The organism is Noviherbaspirillum cavernae, from assembly GCF_003590875.1.
Taxonomy (GTDB): Bacteria; Pseudomonadota; Gammaproteobacteria; order Burkholderiales; family Burkholderiaceae_D; genus Noviherbaspirillum; species Noviherbaspirillum cavernae.
Genome location: NZ_QYUN01000002.1, coordinates 3,864,849 through 3,885,703, shown reverse-complemented (window position 1 = coordinate 3,885,703; position 20,855 = coordinate 3,864,849). Strand labels below are relative to the sequence as shown.

The window sequence follows — 20,855 nt, the reverse complement described above, 5'->3', positions numbered from 1 at the left end:
GCCGGACTCAGGTCTTCTTGGGGGGCGCCTTCTTGCCGAAGTAGTGGTTGTAGGCCATGCGGCGGTTGGCGTTGGTGTCGAGGTCCCAGCGCAATGCACGTTCGGCAAACTTTTTCTGCGACTCGGTGATTTCCTTGAACAGCGGATTCTCGCCCGACTTCTTCGCCGCCACCTCGTCATAGATTTCGATCTGCCGCTGCAGCACCGCATCCGGCGTCTTGTAGAACTTCACGCCGCTCTTGGTCTGCATCTCGAGGTAATCCTTCGAATAGCGGTCGACCGCCTTCCATGACATGTCGGCGGACGCCGCCTCGGCTGCATTCTCGAGGATCGCGCGCATCTTGGGCGGCAAGGCATCGAACTTCGTCTTGTTGAACAGGATTTCGAACTGTTCCGCGTTTTGATGGAAGCTTTGCAGCATGCAGACCTTGGAGACGTCGGGGAAGCCGAGCAAGCGGTCGGAACTGGCATTGTTGAATTCCGCCGCATCGAGCAGGCCGCGATCCATCGCCGGCACGATTTCGCCGCCGGGCAGCGCATTGACGGCAGCACCGAGGCCGGTGAAGACGTCGATCGAAATGCCGACGGTGCGGAACTTGAGACCCTTCATGTCCTCGGCCTTGGTGACCGGCTTCTTGAACCAGCCCAGCGGCTGCGTCGGCATCGGTCCGTAGAGGAAGGATTGCACATTCGCGCCGACCGCCTGATAAACCTTCACCAGCAGCTCCTTGCCGCCGCCGTACTTGTGCCACGACAGCAGCATGTTGGCATCCATGCCGAAGCCGGGACCGGAACCCCACAGCGCGAGCGCCGGATTCTTGCCGTAATGGTAGGAGACGACGCCGTGGCCGCCGTCGAGCGTGCCTTTCGACACCGCATCGAGCAGGCCGAACGCGGGCACCACCGCACCCGCCGGCAGCACCTCGATCTTCATTTCGCCGCCGGTCATGTCATTCACCTTCTTCGCGTAATCGAGCGCGAACTCGTGGAAGATGTCCTTGCTTGGCCATGTACTCTGGAAGCGCATCTGCGTCGGCGTCTGCGCAGTGGCAATCATCGGAAACGCGACGGCGGTGGCGGTGCCCGCAGCGGCCTTGCCGAGAAAACCGCGACGCGAAGCAGTGGCAGACGGCGCTGCCTTGACGGATTTTTTCATGACGGTGTCCCCTCTCTAATGGTTGTGGACAAGCAGAAAATCGTGCCCGACAACAAGCATCCATCGCGGACGGACCTTGATGTTTGATAAATATCAAAGGGATGTATTGGCCGGCAAGGCTCGCGTCAATCTCTGTGCCTGGCTGCAATGCCGGCACCATGCGACAGGACAGCCGATGCCGGAAAAACCGCCATCCGCCATCACAAATGCGTGGCAACCTGCTCCGCCAGCTGGAACAACATGGCCCTGTCGGCGGACCATTCCAGCGGCATTGTCATCAGCTGCGCCTTGACCATCGTCGCCGGCAGCGCAACGGTCGACGGATGCGGCGGGCGCATGCCGGATTGCGCCGCAAGTTGCGCATTGGTCACTCGGCTGGCGGGCGCCACATGGGCAGCCACGTGGCCGAAGAAGCGATCGAGTTCGTGCCACGCGTCATGCAGATCGAGGTCGCGCGAGTGCGCCCACAGGTGGAAGGTGGTCTCGTGCCGGCGCGCATGTTCGAACATCGCATAGATGCGCTTGAGCCAGTAGCCGTGCCGCAATGCCACGCCGAGGCCCGCGCGCCGCTTGAGCCAGTGGCCGGCGCTGGCGTAATTGCGCAGGTAGACGGCGCGGCGGTGCGGATAGAACTGCACGGTGGTGGGCATCTCGAAGGGATTGCTGCCGCTGTCGAAGCACAGATTCGTCACGGTACGCGCATAGGAAAAGCCGCAGGCCTTGACCAGCGCAACATCGCGCTGACCGTACTTGCCGCCGGGATAGCAGAAACCTTCGACTTCGTGGCCCAGCAAGTCCTCCAGACGCTTCTTGCCTTCAATGATCTGGTAATGCGCGTCGCGGCTCTCCATCTGCATCAGGCGGCGATGATCGTGGGTGTGCGAACCGATTTCGAAGCGCCGCCCGATGTCGCGAATCTGCGCGCGCGACATCACGTCCGGCCCTTCGGAATTGTTGATCGGCACGAAGAAGGTGCCGTTCAAGCCATGCTTGCTCAACAGCTCGGCCATTTTCAAGTCTGACGGATGGCCGTCATCGATGGAACAGCTGAACAACAAACCCATTGTCATTTCCCCTCGTATTCGGTTTTCCTGTCGGCGCACGCGTGATGCGACGATGTACCGCATGATTGGCGATCGAGCGTCTGCCGATCGCCAAATGCTGCCAACGCGTTGCGGTTACTCGTTGTAGCGCGACACCGGCAGCTTGATGCGACCCGGTATGCCAGCCGGCACGGTATAGCGACAGGCCGCCATGAAACCGGCTGCCGCGCGATCGAAGGTATAGCCGTCCACCAGCGCGCGGCTGCGCTGCGAAAAGCCTTGCCAGATGCCTTGATGCGTCAGCAGCAGCGCCGCGCGCTCGGCCCAGCGACTCGCATCCAGCGCACAGACAAAGCCGTTCTGTCCATCCAGCACCAGCTCGCCGGCGACACCCGCATGCGGCGACACGATCACCGGCAACCCGGCAGCGCACGCCTCGTTGGCGACCACGCCCCACACATCGGCGCGCGTCGGAAACAGGAACACGCGGGCAGAGCGGTACAGCGCCGGCAATTCGCGCTGCGTTGCAAAGCCGTGGAACTGCGCATCGACCATGCCGGCATGCTGCGCCGCCGATTTCACCGTGTCGTCCTGGCTGCCGGAACCGACGAACAGGATGCGCACCGTGCGCCCGAGGCACTGCGCCGTCGCCTGCGCGACCTCCAGCGCGAACAGCGGGTTCTTGCCGTCCTCCATGCGACCGCAGAAGATGAAATCGAAAGGCCTGCCGTTCTCGACCGATGGCGCGGCGTAGCGTTCATTGTCGATGCACAGGTGAGAGAGAAAGCACCGCTCGGCCGCGATGCCGTAGCTTTCATACAGGCGCTGCCCGCCCGCGCTGGCCGACAGGAATGCGGTCGAACGGGCAAACACGAAGCGCCGCACCGCCCTGTGCAGCTTCCCCAGCGCCTGCTCGGACAGCCATGTGCCGTCGGTGAACGGCACATGCGCGAGACGGTTCATCCATGCATGGCCGAACGCATACAGCTGGGTCGGATAGAAACCGTCGGTGACGACCACCTCCGGCGCGAAGCGTTTCAGTGCCCCAAGGACATCCGGATTGTTGTGCAGATAGCGGCCCTTCGCATGGATGTAGCGTTCGCGCAGGAAGGCGTGATCGAAGCGCAGCCGCGGCAGATCCCACTCCCGATACGGCTCGCGCTCGCTGCAGAAGATCGCCCGGAACTCGACGCCCGGCATGTTGCCGAGCCGTTCGAATACCGGGATGCGATAGGGCGGCGGATTGTTGGTGACAAGCGCGATTCTTGGCATGGGCTGATTCCGTAACGTGGCAGAGGTGATGCGTGACTGCAGGAAATCTCGACTGGCAGCAACTTTTGTCGCTGGCCCATTCTACTGATTGGATGCTTGCGATAAACGATGCAATGCATAAAGGTTGACGGGAGTCAAAATTGCCGGGAGGTTAGAAGGGGGATACGGGATGAAAGGGGAAATAAGCGAGAAATACCCGGTCAGCGTGCCGCATGCTCTGGTCGGGCAGTCGGTCAAGGTAGTCGCTGCGCGGCTTCGTGGTGGGGAATCGCTTTCGCGACTCGCGAGCCTTGCCTTGCCGCGTGGTTATCGCGTCGAGAAGCAGCAATCGAAGTCGTACCGAGCCCGCGCTTTCTCATCCTTGATGAAATGGAGTTTTGTAGGGTGGGCACGCAGTGCCCACGCGGCAGCGGACGACAAAAGAAAGGTGGCTATTCGATGATTGATCGGTCCGCGTGGGCACTGCGTGCCCACCCTACCCGGCTGCGCGGGCTTCGTGGTGAAGAATCTTTTCCGCGAGTCGCGAGCCTTGCCTTGCCGGGTGGTTATCGCGTCGAGAAGCAGCAATCGAAGTCGTACCGGCTCCGCGCTTCCTCATCCTTGATGAAGTGGAATTTGTAGGGTGGGCACGCAGTGCCCACCTTAACCGGCTATGGATTCACTATCGTAGTCGGTACGTCTCAAGACCCTTGTCCGTGCACTCTTTGTAAAGGCATTCGATCTTCGTAAAAACATCCTGAAGTTCATCTAAAGCATAGTGCACGAACCCGTCGAGGTGCATTTTGTCTTGCTCATCTTCTGGATCAACAAAGTAAATCAAGCTCTGGCGGACGTGCTCAAGCTGGGCAGTGGCATCGTATGCGGTCTGCAAGACTGAATAGAGCTTATTGTCCAAGGTGGCAACCTCTAGGAGATTCTTATCCATGACCGCGCGGTGTGTCCCAGCCAACGCAGAGCCGCTCTTTGAATCAGAGTCTGAGTGCTTAACCCGAAACAGAACGTTGCCATTCTTTGGAAATATGAATTCAAACTGAGCTCCGTTTTCAGATTCATCCCGAATCGTCTCAACGATATGCCGAATAGACTTGATCGTCCAATGGTTCAGTTCGCACTCTCTGGCGAGAAGTGTTCGCAGTGCTTTCTTCTTCCGTATGTCACCCCGGTAGCGACGTACGCCCTCAAAGAGCTCTTTAAGCACGAAGATGCCGATGGCAACAAGTACAGTTACAGGAAGAATAGAGAATAACGATTCCATAGCGCTCCAACTTGAATTGGATATCAAACCCTGTCCATCCAACTCGACTCCGTGACATCGAACTCAGGAAACCGCGCGGGGCGTAATTTCTTGTCAAATGTTTTTTCAGTGTCCGCGTGGGCACTGCGTGCCCACGCTACAGCAAGTAGGGCGGAAAAGCGCAGCGCCTTCCGCCGTGTGCCACGCTCGTGCCCCTCCATGCCAAACTGCCGCAATCACGCTCCTTCAGCAGCGCAAATTATCGGTCGCATATCCGAATGAAAGCCCGAACAAGATGAAGGCTGCAAAGGAACGTTGGGCATGCGGCGGAAGGCGCTGCGCTTTTCCGCCCTACGCCCTACGCCCTACGCCCTACTACGCCCTACGCCCTACGAGCTACGAGCTGCGTGCCCACCCTACCCGGCTATCCTCGTTTTAAAATTTGCGCTTCACGAAAGAACCGATCGCTCGTAGTACCATGAGATATCCAATTGCGGCAACGAAAAACAAGAGTCCGCCTCCGAAATAAGCTTTCACTGGTGCATAGAACAAGCCAAAAAGCATCACACCAAGCAAATATACGATGAACTCGATTCGGCTTCTCATAGCTTCAATTTAACGTGATTTAGCACAGTAGGTTGGGCTGCAAAGCCCAACTCTCTCAAAGCACGGGGCGGCCTGATTCCTTTCGCCAACCTTCGCAACAGCTGAAAGTGATCGGCAAGAAGGTACTCCGATTTGCCAGACTGATCGTGAAAATCCTTCACGACGTTCAAGCTTCGACATCCCATCGGCACGACATCTTTGGATGTTGGGCTTTGCAGCCCAACCTGCCACGATGAAGAAACACCCCGTCAGAACTCTTCCCAGTCATCGTCACTCGTGCGCGCGGGCGCAGCCTTGCGCGGTTGCGGTGCCACGATGGCCTTGCCGGCTGCTGCTGCGATGGCCGGCTTTTTCGCGGGAGCGGGAATCGACGCTGCGGCACGCACGGTCACCTGCGGCATAGCGCGCTCCTGCATGACAGGCGCGGGCGCCGGCGCTGCCGTCCGCCCATTCAGCTTGAACACGCCGACCACGTGCGCCAGGTTGGCGGCCTGATCCTGCAGCGACTGCGAGGCGGCGGCGGCTTCCTCCACCAGCGAGGCGTTCTGCTGCGTGACCTCGTCCATCTGCGTGATGGCCTGGTTGACCTGCTCGATGCCGGCGGTCTGTTCCTGGCTGGCGGCGGTGATCTCGGACATGATGTCGGTCACGCGCCGCACGCTGTCGACGATCTCGCGCATGGTCGCGCCGGCCTGGTCGACCAGCTTGGCGCCGGTATCGACCTTCTCGACCGAGTCGTCGATCAGCGACTTGATTTCCTTGGCGGCGGAGGCGGAACGCTGCGCCAGGTTGCGCACCTCGGAGGCGACGACGGCGAAGCCGCGGCCCTGTTCGCCGGCGCGCGCCGCCTCGACCGCCGCGTTCAACGCGAGGATGTTGGTCTGGAAGGCGATGCCGTCGATCACGCTGATGATGTCCACGATCTTGCGCGAGGATGCGTTGATCGAGCCCATCGTATCGACCACCTGCGACACCACCACGCCGCCCTTGCTCGCCACTTCGGAGGCGGACTCGGCAAGCTGGTTGGCCTGGCGCGCATTGTCGGCGTTCTGCTTGACGGTCGAGGTCAGTTCCTCCATCGACGATGCCGTTTCCTCCAGCGAGCTGGCCTGCTGCTCGGTGCGCGAGGAGAGGTCGAGGTTGCCTGCCGCGATCTGGCTGGAGCCGGTCGCGATCGCATCGGTGCCGGTGCGCACCTGGCTGACGATCTGCACCAGGCTGTCGTTCATGTTGCGCAGCGCGCGCATCAGGCGGCCGATTTCGCTGGTCGACTTCACTTCGATGGTGCCGGTCAGGTCGCCGTCGGCCACGCGGGTCGCGATATCGGCAGCGATCTTGAGCGGCGCGGTGATGCTGCGCGAGATGACGACGCCGCAGGTCACGCCGAACGCGACCAGCAGCACGGTGAGCAACGCCATCAGATTCAATCCCTGGCGATAGACGCCGTCGATGGCGACGGCGCTGGCATCGATGCTCTTGCGCTGATGCGTCAGCAGTTCGAGCAGCAGGCTTTCGTATTGCGCCGACAGCGGGAGGTATTCCTGCTCGAGAATCCGCTTCGACTCTTCGGCGTTGCCCTCGCTCTTCAGCTTGACGGCGGCATCGCGCGCCGCACTGTATTTCTTGCGCACCTCGCCGATCCTGGCATAGATCGCCTTCTCTGCATCATCGGCCAGCAGTGGCTCCACCGCCTTTTGCAGCTCCGATGAACTCCTGGTCGTGGCCTCGATGTCTTTTTCAAAGAACTTGCCGAGGGTGTCGTCCGTGCTTTTCGCAATCGCGCTGGTGCGCCGGATCGAGCCGAAGGTATTGCGATACCAGTCGGAGACCATGCGCTCCTTGGCCAGCGGCTTTTCCATCATGTGGCTGGTTGCGTCGGCCACGGCATGCAGCTGCCACATGCCGAACGCCGTCGTGATGATCGACAGCAGGAGAACGAGTCCGAAGCCGATGGCCAGACGCGTACTGATAAGTAATTTGTAGATTCTGTTCATGACAATCGCATCTTGCTGGGTTGTGGGTCGGCGCGTGACAGCAGGTCGGGCGCGCCGGCGAGGGATGACGCCATCTCGTGCGCTATGCGGCGATTTTTTCGATGATGCCCATCTCCGCGCTCGACATGAGGCGGTCGATGTCGACCAGGATCACCATGCGCTGGTCGATGGTGCCGAGCCCGATCAGGTAGTCGGTGTTCAGCGCGGTGCCCATCTCCGGCGCCGGCTTGATCTGTTCGGGGGGCAGCGTGATCACGTCCGACACGCTGTCGACCACCATGCCGACCACGCGCTCGCCGATGTTGAGGATGATGACGACCGTGAACTGGTCGTAGGTGGGGGTGCCGAGATTGAACTTGATGCGCATGTCGACGATCGGCACGATCACGCCGCGCAGATTGACCACGCCCTTGATGAACTCCGGCGCATTGGCGATCTTCGTCACCGCGTCGTAGCCGCGGATTTCCTGCACCTTCAGGATGTTGATGCCGTATTCCTCGCTGCCGAGCGTAAACGCCAGTGCTTCGATGCCGCCCTGATTTTGTTGTTCGTTTTGCATCCCAAGCCACCTTCCATGTTGATGTCGTTATCGATGAATGCTTGCAAAAACGCCAATATGCGCGGCGCTTGAAAGGCATTCGACACTGGTAGTTACGGCAGGAAGGGAGTATTACTTTAGCGGCAAGGCAAAATCATCCCGCATTGTCATTCGATCAATTCAATGCCTTGACCATGTAGCGTGCCGGCTGCGCATAGGTGGCCAGATTGCCGGTCTGTGCCGCATCAAGGCCGTGCCAGTCCTCGTAGCCGAGGGCGCGCCAGAACACGGCCGAACCCTGCACCGATACCAGCGATGAATGGCGGAAGCCGCGCAGCGCCGCCGCCTCCAGCGCGAACCGCGCCAATGCCGAGCCGACGCCCTTGCCGGCGGTTCGGCGCGCCACCGCCAGATCATGGAAGTACATGCTGGTCGGTGCGGGCGACACCGAAAAGACGCTGCCGAGCGGCGTGACCTTGCCGAGCTCGGACGGATAGCCGACGAAATACGCGCACACGCCGGCAGCGTCTTCCGCCACCCATGCGAACGCGGGCGCGGCGCAAAAGCGTGCGCGGATCGTCGCTTCGTCTTCCACCATCTCGGCGGCGTAGCACTCACTCTGGATGAAAAGCAGGCAGGGGATATCGGACTCTTGCATCAAGCGAAACTGAAACATGCTGTGTTCTTGTTGAATTGGAACGATCGGCGGGCGGGGACTCATGCACCACGCAATGCACGCAGTGTGCGCACATTGCGCAGGCGCATCGAAATGGTATCAGCCGGACCGAAGCGCTGCAGGCATGCCCCGCAAACGCGGCGATGGCTTTCCTTTCGGAAATCAGGACGAGGAATTGCGAACGTGAATTGCGGACCTTATTCGACCAGTCGCGGCTGGCCTTCCAGTATCAACAGATACATGCCGCGTTCATCGGGGCCGAGGTACGCTTTCGCGGTGTAATAAGTGCGGCTGTCCACGAGAAACGGCTCCGACACCGGCGGCATCTGGTCCAGTTCCTGAATCCCGAAATCGGTTTTCGCGCCGTACGCGTCTTCGTGAATGATTTGTACCTGCATGATGCGCGCCTTCTGTCTTGTATCGCTCAAACAGGAATAGAGTCGCGTTTCGGGAAACAGTTTCAGGCAGCGTCGAATCGCGGCAGCATCCTCGGACACGCTTGCCGTTTACCTGGATGACAGCAACAGCTTGATGTCATGCAAGCCAAGAAACGCTCATTCTTCGCACTCGCCGCTCGGCACCATGTGGACCAGCGCCCACAGATGCCCGTCGAGATCCTCGAAACCGTGCTGGTACATGAAGCCGTAGTCCTTCGACGCGTTCGAAGACGGCCAGATCACGGACTGAATCGGAAGTTGGCGCAGCCGGTGATCATCCGTACGGCTATGACACCACGCCCGTCGCACGCATCATTTCTCCTTCCATTCCAGCGCCGCCCGATCCCATTTGCCGAGATTGGCGGCGGCTTCATACGTGCTCTGCATGAATTCCAGCAGCGTCGTGTCCGGCGATTGCGCCAGCCGCACCGCATCGTAGGGCAGGACGAATTCGTACATCGTCGGATGGTAGGTGGCATGCGGCGGGCGCACCGGCGCATCCTTGAATCCTTCGGGCTCGGGGTAGGCGTACGTGTAGAAGAGGGGATAGGGCACGGCGTCGCCGCCGGGCCAGAAGCCGCAGCTGCTGACTTCGTGCGAGTAGGCTTCGCGCGTGACCCAGTCGGGACAGTGCGGCACGCCGCCGGCATGCTCGGGCGCGGTGCGTCCGGAGAAGCGCGTCACGGCGAGGTCGAAGCTGCCCCAGAAGAAATGCACGGGACTGCACTTGCCGAGGTAGCCCGCGCGGAACTCCTTGAACACGCGATCGATCTGCACCAGCGCGCGCCAGAAGCGGTTGGCGTATTCCGCGTCGTACGCGGCGTGGGTGCGGTCCTGCTCGAAGGGGATGGGATCGGGCAGTTCGTTCGGCGTGGTGTGGATGCGGATGTCGAGGCCGACATCCTTCATCTCGGCCATCAGTTCCTGATAAAAATCGGCGACTGTGCGCGGACGCAGCGCGACCGTGCGGACCGCGCCGTCGCTCGTCTCGATGAAGAGCTGATGGTCGATGAAATCGAAATCGAGCTGGAAGCTGCGCGCCCCATAGGGAATGGACATGGTCGTCATGCCGCGCGCGGTGACGTAGAGCGTGACGTGCCAGGAATGGTTGATCCACGGCATTTGCGTCAACCGTATCTTGCCGACGATCTGCGTCCACATGTGCAGCGTGGCGCAGGTGTCCTTCCATGCATCCCAAGGCAGGTCGGGCCAGTCTTCAGAACGGGATGGGGGCAGCGGCGAGCTGGGAGGCGTCATGGTGGTCTCCAGACGAGTGCATTCTGTTGCAAGGGGGATTGCGCGGACTGTTCTCGCCTTGTTGCAGCGCATGCACGCGCCTTTCGCGTGAAGCGATGCGTGGGCAGGCAGCAATGCGGTGGCAAGGAACCGGCGCATCGTGCATTTGTTTATATGTCACGCATTGACTGATAGCGAGATCAAACGCGCGATAAATCAAGCGGCTTGATCCTTCTCAAGCGCTGATTGGATCGAGGATGGGATCGAGGATTGCCTGGACGGAATCAGGTGTTCGCGTCACCTGATGCGATGGCAGATGGACGCGGACCGGCATCGGCCGCGCCGGCTGCAGGATTGCGGGACATCGCGCAACGCCGGGCGGCACGCGCGTTGATGCCGTAGCCGAGCACGGTCAGTTGCGCCATCACATTCATCGCGGCAACTGTCGCGAAGAGCCGGCTGTTCAGCACGTATAGCGCGTAGAGAATCGTGATCGCCGTGATGAGGACCCAGCCGCTCCATGTCAGAAGCGATATTGACTGGCAGGCATCGCGGTCGCGATGGTATTTGATGATTTGCGGAAGATACAAGGCAGTGGCGGCGATGCCGGATGCGCCATACAAAATGCTCAATACGTGTTCCATGACTCCCTGCTGCCTGCTTTCGTGTGGCGACCCGGCATCCTTGCCGGTCATGAGGGTATTGATGTGTCGCGCGGGAAAAAGTTCTTGGCAGCAAGGCGTGCATCGCAAAAATCACGCAAGAAAGGCAGGGTGGATCGGCGCATGCGCCCATCGTGTCGTTATTGTGCCGTTATTGATTTCTACAGAATTCACGACGACTTTTCGTCATCCCGGCTTTCGCCGGAATGGAATGACAAGCACAAGCGGTGTCATGAATGTTGCAGGTCTCGATCATCGCGCCTGAATCGTGTCATTCATCCATGCCGCTCAGGCATTCAATATCGGCAATCGCCATGCGCAGCATCAGGTGCGCCTTGGCCTCGTGCGGATCCATGCCGGCCGCCAACGGATCGGGAAAGGCCTTCTTCATGATGCCGTCGCGATGGATGAAGTATTCGCCGTCGTCGTACTCGATGGTATAGGTCAGGCGCTTGCCTGTGCTGCGAGTGTGTTCCTGGAATGGCATGTTCCGCTCTCCGTATCGGTCTGAGGTTCTGTCGCCGGCTGCGCATCGTCGCAGCGCCTTCCTGTTGACACTATTCTATGTGCCGCGTCATTCGGCAAGTTTGATCTGCGAACATCTTTCTGTGTGCTGCGGCGGAAAATCGCGTCGCGTTGCGATTGCGAAAGTTTCATTGACATTGATCACGCTCGCTGCATGCACAGTGCGTTACGCTCGTCCGACACAGTCTTGTCAAAATTCAATGCTCATGCACAACTGTCTGCCCCTTGCGCGCGTCGCCGCCCTGTCCGCATGTTTGCTTGCCATTGGTGCGGCCGCGCAGGAGCGCACGCTGGATCCGGTGGTAGTCAGCGCCAGCCGCGTCGAACAGCGCGTGTTCGATACGCCGGCGGCGGTCAATCGCGTCGATCTCGACTGGCGCAACAGCAATGTGCTCGGCATCAGCGTGGCGGAACCCCTGGCCGGTGTGCCGGGCATGGCGGTCCGCGACCGCCAGAATTTCTCGCAGGATGTGCAGTTGTCGATCCGCGGCTTCGGCAGCCGCGCCACCTTCGGCGTGCGCGGCAGCCGCATCCTGGTGGACGGCATCCCGGCGTCCATGCCCGACGGACAGGGCCAGGCATCGACGATCAATCTCGCGTCGGCGCAGCATGTCGAGGTGCTGCGCGGGCCGTGGGCGCAGATGTACGGCAACGCCGGCGGCGGCGTGCTGCTGGTCGAGAGTCGGCGCGCGCCGGACACGCCGACCGCGTCGCTGCGGCTGGCGGCGGGCAGTCTCGACTTCACGCAGATGATGGCCAGCGGCGGCATGCGCATCAATCCGGCGCTCGGCCTGCAGGCGGCGGCCGAGGGCTTCTCCACCGACGGCGTGCGCGCGCATTCTGCCGCGCGGCGGCGCTATCTCGATCTGCGCGCGGACTGGCAGACGGATGCGGCAACATCCGTACGCGTCGGCATCAACGGCTTCTCGCAGCCGCAGGCGCAGGATCCGATGGGCCTGACGCAGGCGGAATTCGAGCGCGACCCCGGCATGACCAATCCGCTCGCCTTCCAGTTCGACACCGGCAAGACGGTCGATCAATACCAGCTCGGCGTGCAGGCCGAACGGCGCATCACCGCGCGCGACAGATTGAGCCTGACCGCCTACGCCGGCAATCGCACGCTCACGCAATTCCTCGGCTTCAGCGGCGTCGCGCCGACCAGTTCCGGCGGCGTGGTCGATCTGGACCGCAACTACTTCGGCACCGGCATCGGCTGGCAGCGCCAGCCCGATTCGGGCGACCGCATCCCGCTGCGCTGGAGCGCGGGCGCGGAAATCGAGGCGATGCGCGACAAGCGCCGCGGCTTCGTCAACAACAACGGCAGCGAGGGCGCGCTGCGGCGCGACGAGGACAACGACGCCACCTCGTACGGCGCGTACGGCCAGCTGGGCGCGTACGTGCGGCCCGACGTGCAGCTGCTGGCGGGTGCGCGCTACAGCGACGTGCGCTTCAAGGTCGACGATCACTTCATCACCGCCGCCAGTCCGAACGACAGCGGCAGCGTGTCGTACAGTCAGTTCAGTCCGGTGCTGGGCGTGCTGTGGAGCGCGAGCGAATCGCTCAATGTCTTCGCCAATGCCGGGCGCGGATTCGAGACGCCGACCTTCACCGAAATCGCCTACCGCCCCGGCGGCACGGGGGTCAACTTCGGCCTGCAGCCGGCGCGCAGCCGCCACTTCGAAACCGGTGCGAAGATGCAGCGCGACGCGCTCGCGCTGGAAGCCGCATTGTTCTACAGCATGACCGACGACGACATCGTGCCGCTGTCGAACCAGGGCGGGCGCGCGACCTTCGGCAACGTCGATGGCGTCCGGCGCTACGGGCTGGAGCTCGGCGCCCGGACCGGCTGGCGCAGCATCGACTGGTCGCTCGCCTACACGCTGTTGTATGCCAGCTTCACGCAGGGTTTCGTCAACGCCGACGGACGCCAGGTCAACGCCGGCAACCAGCTGCCAGCCACCGCGCGCCACACCTTCCAGCTCGAAGCGACCTGGCGACCCTCGCAGGACACCAGCGTCGGCGCGGTGCTGCACGCGGAGAGCCGCATCTACGCGAACGACATCAACTCGGAAGCCGCGCCCGGCTACTTCACGCTCGGCCTCAATGCCGGTCGCACTTTCCGCGTCGGCCGCACCCAAACGCGGCTGTTCGTGCGGGTCGACAACCTGTTCGACCGCAGCTACAGCGGCTCGGTCATCGTCAACGAAGCGAACCGGCGCTACTACGAACCGGCGGCGGGACGGACCTTTGTGGCGGGGGTGGTGATCGGTCTGTAGAGCGTCTAACAAAATGAAGCGAAGCGGTTCTGAGTAGGGTGCAGCAGGGAATTCGGGCAGCATGCTGCCCGCCTGCGAAACGGCGCTGGCATGCAAGCCAGTGCGCGCCCTGCAAGGGTGCCGCCGCAGACAGTACGACCTGTACGGCAAGGCGGCACAACACCCTCAGAATCATTTTGTTAGGCGCTCTCTTAGGTGCGATGGCCCTGACCTGTCATTCGGGGCGCGCGGTATCGCAGGAGATGGAGCAAGGGATGGGACAAGGTCCGCAGCTCAAAACCCATCCCCATCCCATCCTTCCCCTTGAAGGGGAAGGAGCAAACACCAGGTTGCCGTCGTCTTGATTTTCAACGCCTGCAATCAGGCATCCCGCTCACCCCGGACTCACGCGCTCGGCCAGCTCCAGCAGCAGCGCATCGCCTTTCCCCACCCACGCGCTGCCGTGCATGCAGGCCAGCGTCGAGGGATGCAGCCTCGCAAGCCGCGTCAGCATCTGCCGCGTATCCGGCGCATGCGCGTAGTAATCCATCTCCAGACGAAACGCTTCGCTCGGTTCAAGGATGTCCTGCTCCGTGATCGGCGCAGGCTCGTGCCCGGGCTGCGTAAACAGGTCGCCGCAGAGCAGCGTGTTGCTGGTCTGGTCGAACACCGTGACGTTCTCCCATCCATGCGGCAGATGCGGCATCTCGAACCACTGCAGGCGATGGTGCCCGAGCTCCAGCAGATCGCCGTCCGCCATCGACAGCGGCGCGCGGTCGGCGAGGTCGCCGATCGACACCATCGCCGCAATCCGTCCGCACACCGGCACCGCCTGCGGCGCGGCGCGCAGAAAGTCGTTGAGCGAGCCGCACTCGTCAGCCTCGACATGCGAGAAGCCGACATAGGCCAGCGTCGACAGCGGTAGCACATGCGCCACCGCCTCGCTCACCATCGCGAACAGGCGGCGCGGCCCGCTGTGATACAGGAAGGGCCGGTCGTCGGCGATCAGGTACTGGTTGAACGTGAAGCCGCCGGGCATGACGGAGGGCGGCACCGGCGTCGAGATGCGGAAGATGTGGTCGGCGATTTCATCGACGCTGGTTCCGGATTGCGTGTTGATCACTGGCATGGTTTGACTCCTTCGCATGCATGTGGATACGGTCGGCGGCTGTGCGCAAGGCTGCGCCCAAGCCGCTTATCCTGTCCATGATCGGAACTCGCACCTCACGGGACTTGCGTGCGCTCAAACTTGATGAAGGAAATCGAGATCGGCCCGGTGCATGTGCATGCGTGCCGAATGGAAACATTGCCCGTCGTGTCGCGCTCACGTGCCTGATGCCTGATGCCTGAGCCTGAGTTGAGCAGGCGCTCCCTGCGAAATCCCGACGATCCCGATCCCGTCATTCCGGGCAAATGCGAGGGCCTGTTGACATGCAATTCGGGAAAGAACCCGGAGGGAACGGGCCGTATGCGCCGCATGCCGGCGTTGCGGCTCCTTGCCGCTGTCGTGCACACTTCGCCGCCACGACGCGTCGCCGCGCCTTGGCCTGCAACGCATACGGCCCGTTCGCACTCCCGAATTGAATGTCAACAGTCCCAGGGAATCTCGAATGTCATGCCACGGGATTCCTCGCTGCAACCGGAATGACAGGCAGCCGCGATGCCGTCAACGTGCAGGAAGCGAAGCGATGCGCTCGGCGGCGGCATGGCCAGCACGGCGCCTTCGCGTTCGCTCGACCGGGTCTTGCCGGTCCAGCCCGCGTCCGCATCGGTCCGGGGCATGATCATTTCTTTTACTTGCATAAGCGTTCTTCGTTTGTGATGACGACAGGCCGGCATGCGGCACTGACATTCAGTTGGGGCTGTAACGGACAATGCGGTGCCCCGCGCCGGCTGCCGCGGCCGGCAGCGGCAGCCCCGGCGCGACCGGCACGCCCTGTCGCAGCTGGCAGAGGCATTCATCGTGCTGCTTCAACACTTCGTCGATCGCATCGTCCAGCGCATCCGCATCCAGACCGTCGATGTCCAGCCCGATCTGGTAGATCGCCTGCTGCGTATCGAGCGAAATCGACAGCTCGCCCTTGCCCGTGCCGAGCTTGAGGAAATTACAGCGCAACATCGATTCGAACAGCGGAAACAGCCGCGTCTCGTCGGAGCCGAGCGGCATCAGCGACGTGTAGACGAAAAGCCGCGCGCTCTGCGCCACGTACTCGAAGTTGATTTTCTTGCCGCTCCTGAACGTCATTGCCGCCGTCCCCTCGGGACTGAGCCGCAGGCCATCGACGCCATCGCGGCGGCCCACCTCATTGACGATGCTGCTCAAGCATTCCATTTTCGTTGTCACGACAATCCTTGAAAATTGCAAAGGCTGCCCGCGCCTGTATCGGCTCCACATACGCAAGGCACAGATGAGTGGCGTCGAAATTGAAATAGTTCACTGATGGAACCGGCATGCTGCCGATGCCACATAATGCATTGGCAAGGAGTTTTATGAGGTGCGGTGCCACGCCGGCTGATCGGCGGCTCTGCTGAAGAAACAGGACAAGCCGTTTTCACGGCATTGCCTGCCATCGCACAGCCTGTCTTGATGAAACCCGGAGTCCCTATGCGAATACTCGGAAAAGTACTGAAAACGCTCCTGATTCCTGCCGTTGTCTGGGTCGGTTTTGTCGCATATGGAACGAGCCTGGACTTCGTCGAGCGCGTCATTCCTCTGTCGTCGAATCGGTCCTTCGTCTATGCAACACTTCTCGGCCAGGGATTCATTTCCGCGGCCATTGTCTCTGCCATATTCAGCTATCCGCTGGCGTTCATCTATCGGCGATCAGCGCCACTTGTTGCCCTTTGCATGTGCGCTCCCGTTCTTTTTCTGCGCGCGCCAGACATTTTTTCGAGTCAATCGCTTGCTGTGTCAATCGTCTCCACATTCGAGATATTTGCCTATGTGATCTTGTTGACAGCCGGCTCGTGGACAGCGCACACGCATGTGTCGCGCTCCAATCGGCTTATGTGGCAGGATAAGCAGGCTTGCGTTTCCGGTTGAGACAGGCCGTCTCATGTATTCGCGAAACTTGAAGAAGCGGTGGTTTTTTCTTGCTCAGGCCTGCCCGGATACCGCCGTTTCGGCATCTTTCCAATTGCAAGACGCAAACATTCAAGCAAGTCACGAGGATCGAAGTGGTGCCGAACGAATGGGCACGACATCTGGCGGAAGCCGCAGATTTTGTGCGCGAATCCGGCGCGATGGCGGGTCGATCAAACCGCCATGCCGGCAGCCAGTCTCACTGAAAGCGATAGACGGCCCGCAAGCCGAACGCCGCCCGCTCATGCCGTGGTTGCGTAATGGTGCCGACCGCGTTGCCGTTGCGGCGCAGCACCGCCTTGTCGCTGCGGCCGATGTCGATCCAGTCGAGATCGGCCTGGAGCGTCAGGTTCGGCAGCGCCGCCGGTTGAAAGCCGAGCCCGAACCTCAGGCCGACCGCCGATTTGGTGGACAAGCTTGCGTCGTCGAAAAGCTGCCGGTCGAATTGGACGCGCATTTGCTCCGGCCGCGCGAAGACGATCAGGCCGGTCAGATCGAGACTGCCTGCGCTCCACTGCGCGACACGCCCCGTCGCGCCTGTCAGCAGCCGCCACGAGGTGTACCGTTCCTGCAGGCCGGCCACGCCGTCGCGGCCGCGGATGTCGCGCTGCCAGACGTCCCGCTCGAGCGCCGCGATCAACTGCACCGCCTCGCTGACCTGCCGGCCGATTTCGAGGCGGATGCGCGCCTGCGTCGTGCCGGTCTCGCTGACGAAGCTGGCGCCGCTTTGCAGCCGGCCGTCGTAGGTGATGTCGTTGCGGTAGAAGTCGCCGGACACGCCGAACTGCCAGCCCTGCGTCGCATAACGGGCGGCCCCGCCGATGCCCGGCAGCCATCCGTATTCCTGCACCATTGTCCGGTTATCCGTGCCGGTTTCGGTCATGCGCACATAGCGCGCGCCGGCCTCTGCGGAGAACTGCCATTGTGCGAAGGCAGGGCTGGCGTGGGCGAGAACGAGCAGCAGGACTAGCGGGAGGAAGAGGCGTTTCATGGACTGGTGTGTATGCAAATGAAAAGGGGCGCATGATGCGCCCCGTGGTGACGCTGTTCAGACGATGTCAGAACAGGCTGGAAAACTCGCTCCAGCTCTTGGTCATGGTGTCATCGACCGTGCCGTCGCCGTTCTTGTCAACACCGATCTGCACGCTGGTGTTGTTGAGCACGGTGAACGTGAGGCTGGTCTTGTCGGACGCGGTGACGATCATGGCGCCCTGGTGCGGGTAGGCATTTCCCAGCTGCTTGAAGTCCGTGAGCGTCTTGACCGTGTACGTGACGTTGCTGCCGAGGCGCGGCAGGTTGCCGGTGATGGTGAAGTTGTCACGGTAGGTATACAGGTCGGCGGGAGTCACATCGCCGGAATACTCGTAATTCGACATGGTGCGAGAAGCAGTGCCGCTGCTTTTCGTCGTGCCCGTTTGCAGCGATGCGCCGGTGGCGGAGAAGGTTTCCGCGCCGGCGGCCGTGCGGCTGTAGCTGAGTGTGATGTCGCCGTTCGCGGTATCGGTGACGCCATTTCCGGTGATGGCGAGGTTGGCAAACTTCATCGTCATCGCCGCACTCCATGCCGACGATGGCGAGGGTGTGCCGCTGGCGCTGGCGAATGTGATGGTCAGCCCGCCGTTGAGTCTTGCGCCATCTTCCACGCAGTTGCTGGCGCTGATCGCGACCGTGTCGCCGCTCGTGATCGTGGCCGTATCCGTAACCTTGTATGCGAAGCTCAGAGTGCCGCCACCGCTGCAGTTGATTGTGTTGGTCGCCTCCACGCCCACCGCCATGGCGGCGGGTTTCGCATCGAGCGCGCGGTACAGCTGCTGCATCGCTGCATTGAGCAGACCGGTGGAGTGCGTCTCCACCGAGACGCCGATGACCATGCCGGCCGAGCCGCTGACCTGATCGTTGAGCGAGTTCGACGCCGCGTACGTTTGCGCCGCGACATCGTTCGCATTGGCGACCGTGATGGTGGATGCCTGCTGGCTGGATGACGCTGCCGGAGCGTCGCCGCCGCCACCACCACCGCAGGCCGACAGCAGGATTGCGGAACTGGCCGCGAGAAGTGCAGGGAATTTGAGGAAGGAAGATTTCATGAGTTGGATGACCTGTGTGTATGGATGGTGAGTGTCGCTGCGGAGGAGCCGCCGGCGACCGCGAGGGAGGTTAACAGAGGCTTGCAAAAAAGACCATCCCATGCTTTGGGTAGGACAACGTCTGTCATCCGCGCTTCGCGCTGCGGTCGTCAGCCCTGCCTTGATGCAGTCAAGGCAGGGCTGACGACTTCCTCCAACTCTCCCATCCAACTCGCGCATGCGGGACATGCGCAGGGCGCTGGTCTATGCCGGCAATGCCGGCCTCGCCGCCGCCGGGATCGCCACATGCGCCGCATCCACCCTGAACACGCTGACCACCTGCACCAGGTTGGCGGCCTGGTCCTGCAGCGATTCCGCCGCCGCCGCGGCTTCCTCCACCAGCGACGCGTTCTGCTGCGTCACCGTGTCCATCTGGCTGATCGCCTGGTTGACCTGCTCGATGCCCGCGCTCTGCTCCTCGCTCGCCGCCAGGATCTCCGCCATGATGTCGGTCACGTGCTTGACGCTGGTCACGATCTCTTCCATCGTCGTGCCCGCCTCGCCCACCAGCCGGCTGCCGGCAGCGACCTTGTCCACCGAGTCGTCGATCAGCGACTTGATTTCCTTGGCGGCCGAGGCCGAACGCTGCGCGAGGCTGCGCACTTCCGATGCCACCACCGCGAAGCCGCGGCCCTGCTCGCCGGCGCGCGCCGCCTCCACCGCCGCGTTCAGCGCGAGGATGTTGGTCTGGAACGCGATGCCGTCGATCACGCTGATGATGTCGACGATCTTCTTCGACGAGGCGTTGATCGAGTCCATCGTCTCGACCACCTGCGACACCACGTCGCCGCCCTTGACCGCCACGCCCGACGCGGTGGCGGCGAGCTGGTTGGCCTGGCGCGCATTATCGGCGTTCTGCTTCACCGTCGAGGTCAGCTCTTCCATCGAGGATGCGGTTTCCTCCAGCGAGCTGGCCTGCTGCTCGGTGCGCGAGGACAGGTCGAGATTGCCGGCCGCGATCTCGCTCGATGCGGTGGCGATGGTGTCGGTGCCCTGACGCACCGAACCGACCATGCGCACGAGGCTGTTGTTCATGTCCTTCAAGGCCTGCAGCAGCTGCCCGGTTTCATCCTTCGAACGCACTTCGATGCGATGGGTAAGGTCGCCGGCGGCCACCGTGCCGGCAATCTTGACCGCGTGCTTGAGAGGGCCGGTGATGCTGGCGGACAGCAGCCAGGCAAACACCGCGCCGAGCGCGAGTGCGATGACGCCGAGCGCGATCAGGATGACGCGGCCCGACGCGTAGATCGCATCGGCTGCCTCATCGGCCTCCCTGGCCAATACCTCTTCATGGGCAAGCAGCTTCTGCACCGCCTTGGTGTAGACATCCATCGCGGGAATCATCTTGTTGTTGATCAGGTCCTTGATCTGGAGTTCGCTGTCCCATTGGTTCTCCGCCTTCAGCTTGAATACCTGGCCGCGCACTGTGAGATACGCTTCACGCATCTTGCCGACATCGGCCATCAGCCCCTTTCCTTCCGGCGACTGAATCTCCTTTTCCAGCTGCTTCTGAATCCCGGTGTTGATCTTGCTCTGCGCAGCGATCTGCGCATCCAGTATTTTCTTGTCGTCCTGGTCGAGGCTCTTCACGTAGGCGAGCGTGCGTGCCGCATTGATCTCGATGCCGGCCATCCATTCGCGCGCGAGCCGCGCCTTGGTCATCGCATCCTGCAGATCATCTGTCGCCTGCCCGAGCTGCTGCAGACGCCATACGCCGATCACGGTGATGCTCGCCATCAGTATCAACACCGCAGCGAAGCCGAAACCCAAACGAACACCAATTTTCAAGTCTGTCATTTTCATTTTTGCAATCCTGCTTTCCATCTTCAGTAGCGATTCCCTGATGTGCGCGCATCGAACCGCCATGGATCATGGCAACCTTTCAACAAGCTGCCGCAGCGCATCGAAGCCGGACGAGTATCCAGCCTAAGCTTTAACGGCCAGGCGGATATCGAAATTAATAGACACAATGGATTTATTTTTCGCGCGCTTGATACAAGCACAACACAAGCACAA

General features: G+C 61.6%; 21 protein-coding genes. 2 read left to right on the top strand and 19 right to left on the bottom strand.

What is annotated here, in order from left to right; all coding sequences use genetic code 11:
* Positions 1–7: 7 nt before the first annotated feature.
* The 12 genes from D3870_RS18340 to D3870_RS18280 all read right to left on the bottom strand — a co-directional run bounded on the left by D3870_RS18340 (position 8) and on the right by D3870_RS18280 (position 11,341).
* Complete coding sequence (locus D3870_RS18340; RefSeq protein WP_119741398.1) at positions 8–1,156, bottom strand: TRAP transporter substrate-binding protein; 1,149 nt, start codon at positions 1,154–1,156, stop codon at positions 8–10.
* Between the two features lie 200 nt (positions 1,157–1,356).
* Positions 1,357–2,220, bottom strand: coding sequence for a polysaccharide deacetylase family protein (locus D3870_RS18335; RefSeq protein ID WP_158590505.1), 864 nt, complete (start codon positions 2,218–2,220; stop codon positions 1,357–1,359).
* Positions 2,221–2,334: 114 nt separating this feature from the next.
* Positions 2,335–3,471, bottom strand: coding sequence for a glycosyltransferase family 4 protein (locus tag D3870_RS18330; protein WP_242490026.1), 1,137 nt, complete (start codon positions 3,469–3,471; stop codon positions 2,335–2,337).
* Between the two features lie 661 nt (positions 3,472–4,132).
* Complete coding sequence (locus D3870_RS18320; protein ID WP_119741392.1) at positions 4,133–4,726, bottom strand: hypothetical protein; 594 nt, start codon at positions 4,724–4,726, stop codon at positions 4,133–4,135.
* 833 nt (positions 4,727–5,559) lie between these two features.
* Complete coding sequence (locus D3870_RS18315) at positions 5,560–7,305, bottom strand: methyl-accepting chemotaxis protein (protein ID WP_119741390.1); 1,746 nt, start codon at positions 7,303–7,305, stop codon at positions 5,560–5,562.
* An 82-nt stretch (positions 7,306–7,387) separates the two neighbouring features.
* On the bottom strand, positions 7,388–7,864 hold the full coding sequence (locus D3870_RS18310; RefSeq protein ID WP_119741389.1) for a chemotaxis protein CheW: 477 nt from the start codon (positions 7,862–7,864) through the stop codon (positions 7,388–7,390).
* 154 nt (positions 7,865–8,018) lie between these two features.
* Entirely contained in the window at positions 8,019–8,519 is a 501-nt protein-coding gene (locus D3870_RS18305; RefSeq protein WP_199710706.1) for a GNAT family N-acetyltransferase, read from the bottom strand.
* Positions 8,520–8,716: 197 nt separating this feature from the next.
* Positions 8,717–8,917, bottom strand: coding sequence for a hypothetical protein (locus D3870_RS18300; RefSeq protein WP_147375829.1), 201 nt, complete (start codon positions 8,915–8,917; stop codon positions 8,717–8,719).
* 156 nt (positions 8,918–9,073) lie between these two features.
* Positions 9,074–9,199, bottom strand: coding sequence for a hypothetical protein (locus D3870_RS18295; RefSeq protein WP_422879671.1), 126 nt, complete (start codon positions 9,197–9,199; stop codon positions 9,074–9,076).
* 69 nt (positions 9,200–9,268) lie between these two features.
* The gene (locus D3870_RS18290; RefSeq protein ID WP_119741385.1) at positions 9,269–10,213 is read right to left on the bottom strand and encodes a DUF5996 family protein; all 945 of its coding nucleotides are present in this window, start codon (positions 10,211–10,213) and stop codon (positions 9,269–9,271) included.
* Positions 10,214–10,476: 263 nt separating this feature from the next.
* Complete coding sequence (locus tag D3870_RS18285) at positions 10,477–10,836, bottom strand: hypothetical protein (RefSeq protein WP_147375828.1); 360 nt, start codon at positions 10,834–10,836, stop codon at positions 10,477–10,479.
* Positions 10,837–11,125: 289 nt separating this feature from the next.
* The gene (locus D3870_RS18280; protein ID WP_119741381.1) at positions 11,126–11,341 is read right to left on the bottom strand and encodes a hypothetical protein; all 216 of its coding nucleotides are present in this window, start codon (positions 11,339–11,341) and stop codon (positions 11,126–11,128) included.
* Between the two features lie 244 nt (positions 11,342–11,585).
* Here D3870_RS18280 and D3870_RS18275 point away from each other — a divergent pair, with 244 nt between their 5' ends.
* Entirely contained in the window at positions 11,586–13,655 is a 2,070-nt protein-coding gene (locus D3870_RS18275; RefSeq protein WP_242490025.1) for a TonB-dependent receptor family protein, read from the top strand.
* Between the two features lie 373 nt (positions 13,656–14,028).
* Here the strand turns inward: D3870_RS18275 and D3870_RS18265 are convergent, their stop codons facing one another.
* The 4 genes from D3870_RS18265 to D3870_RS22395 all read right to left on the bottom strand — a co-directional run bounded on the left by D3870_RS18265 (position 14,029) and on the right by D3870_RS22395 (position 16,141).
* Positions 14,029–14,763: an oxygen-binding di-iron domain-containing protein gene (locus tag D3870_RS18265; RefSeq protein WP_119741377.1), complete on the bottom strand. Its 735-nt coding sequence runs from the start codon at positions 14,761–14,763 to the stop codon at positions 14,029–14,031.
* A gap of 458 nt (positions 14,764–15,221) precedes the next feature.
* Complete coding sequence (locus D3870_RS18255; protein WP_147375827.1) at positions 15,222–15,416, bottom strand: hypothetical protein; 195 nt, start codon at positions 15,414–15,416, stop codon at positions 15,222–15,224.
* Between the two features lie 70 nt (positions 15,417–15,486).
* Positions 15,487–15,957 (bottom strand): type III secretion system chaperone, encoded by a 471-nt coding sequence (locus D3870_RS18250; RefSeq protein ID WP_158590504.1) that lies wholly within the window; start codon positions 15,955–15,957, stop codon positions 15,487–15,489.
* Complete coding sequence (locus D3870_RS22395; protein WP_158590503.1) at positions 15,938–16,141, bottom strand: hypothetical protein; 204 nt, start codon at positions 16,139–16,141, stop codon at positions 15,938–15,940. Before D3870_RS22395 ends, D3870_RS18250 begins: the two co-directional genes overlap by 20 nt.
* Between D3870_RS22395 and D3870_RS18245 the strand changes: the two genes are divergently transcribed.
* Positions 16,135–16,677 carry a hypothetical protein gene (locus tag D3870_RS18245; protein WP_147375826.1) on the top strand — a complete coding sequence of 181 codons (543 nt, stop codon included), beginning with the start codon at positions 16,135–16,137 and terminating at the stop codon, positions 16,675–16,677. The two genes, D3870_RS22395 and D3870_RS18245, sit on opposite strands and share 7 nt — an antisense overlap.
* A gap of 238 nt (positions 16,678–16,915) precedes the next feature.
* Here D3870_RS18245 and D3870_RS18240 read toward each other — a convergent pair whose 3' ends face one another.
* The 3 genes from D3870_RS18240 to D3870_RS18230 form a co-directional block, all read right to left on the bottom strand.
* Positions 16,916–17,707: a hypothetical protein gene (locus D3870_RS18240; RefSeq protein ID WP_119741367.1), complete on the bottom strand. Its 792-nt coding sequence runs from the start codon at positions 17,705–17,707 to the stop codon at positions 16,916–16,918.
* Positions 17,708–17,774: 67 nt separating this feature from the next.
* The gene (locus D3870_RS18235) at positions 17,775–18,800 is read right to left on the bottom strand and encodes a hypothetical protein (protein ID WP_119741365.1); all 1,026 of its coding nucleotides are present in this window, start codon (positions 18,798–18,800) and stop codon (positions 17,775–17,777) included.
* A 243-nt stretch (positions 18,801–19,043) separates the two neighbouring features.
* Positions 19,044–20,642, bottom strand: a complete 1,599-nt coding sequence (locus D3870_RS18230; RefSeq protein WP_119742338.1) for a methyl-accepting chemotaxis protein — start codon at positions 20,640–20,642, stop codon at positions 19,044–19,046.
* Positions 20,643–20,855 lie beyond the last annotated feature (213 nt).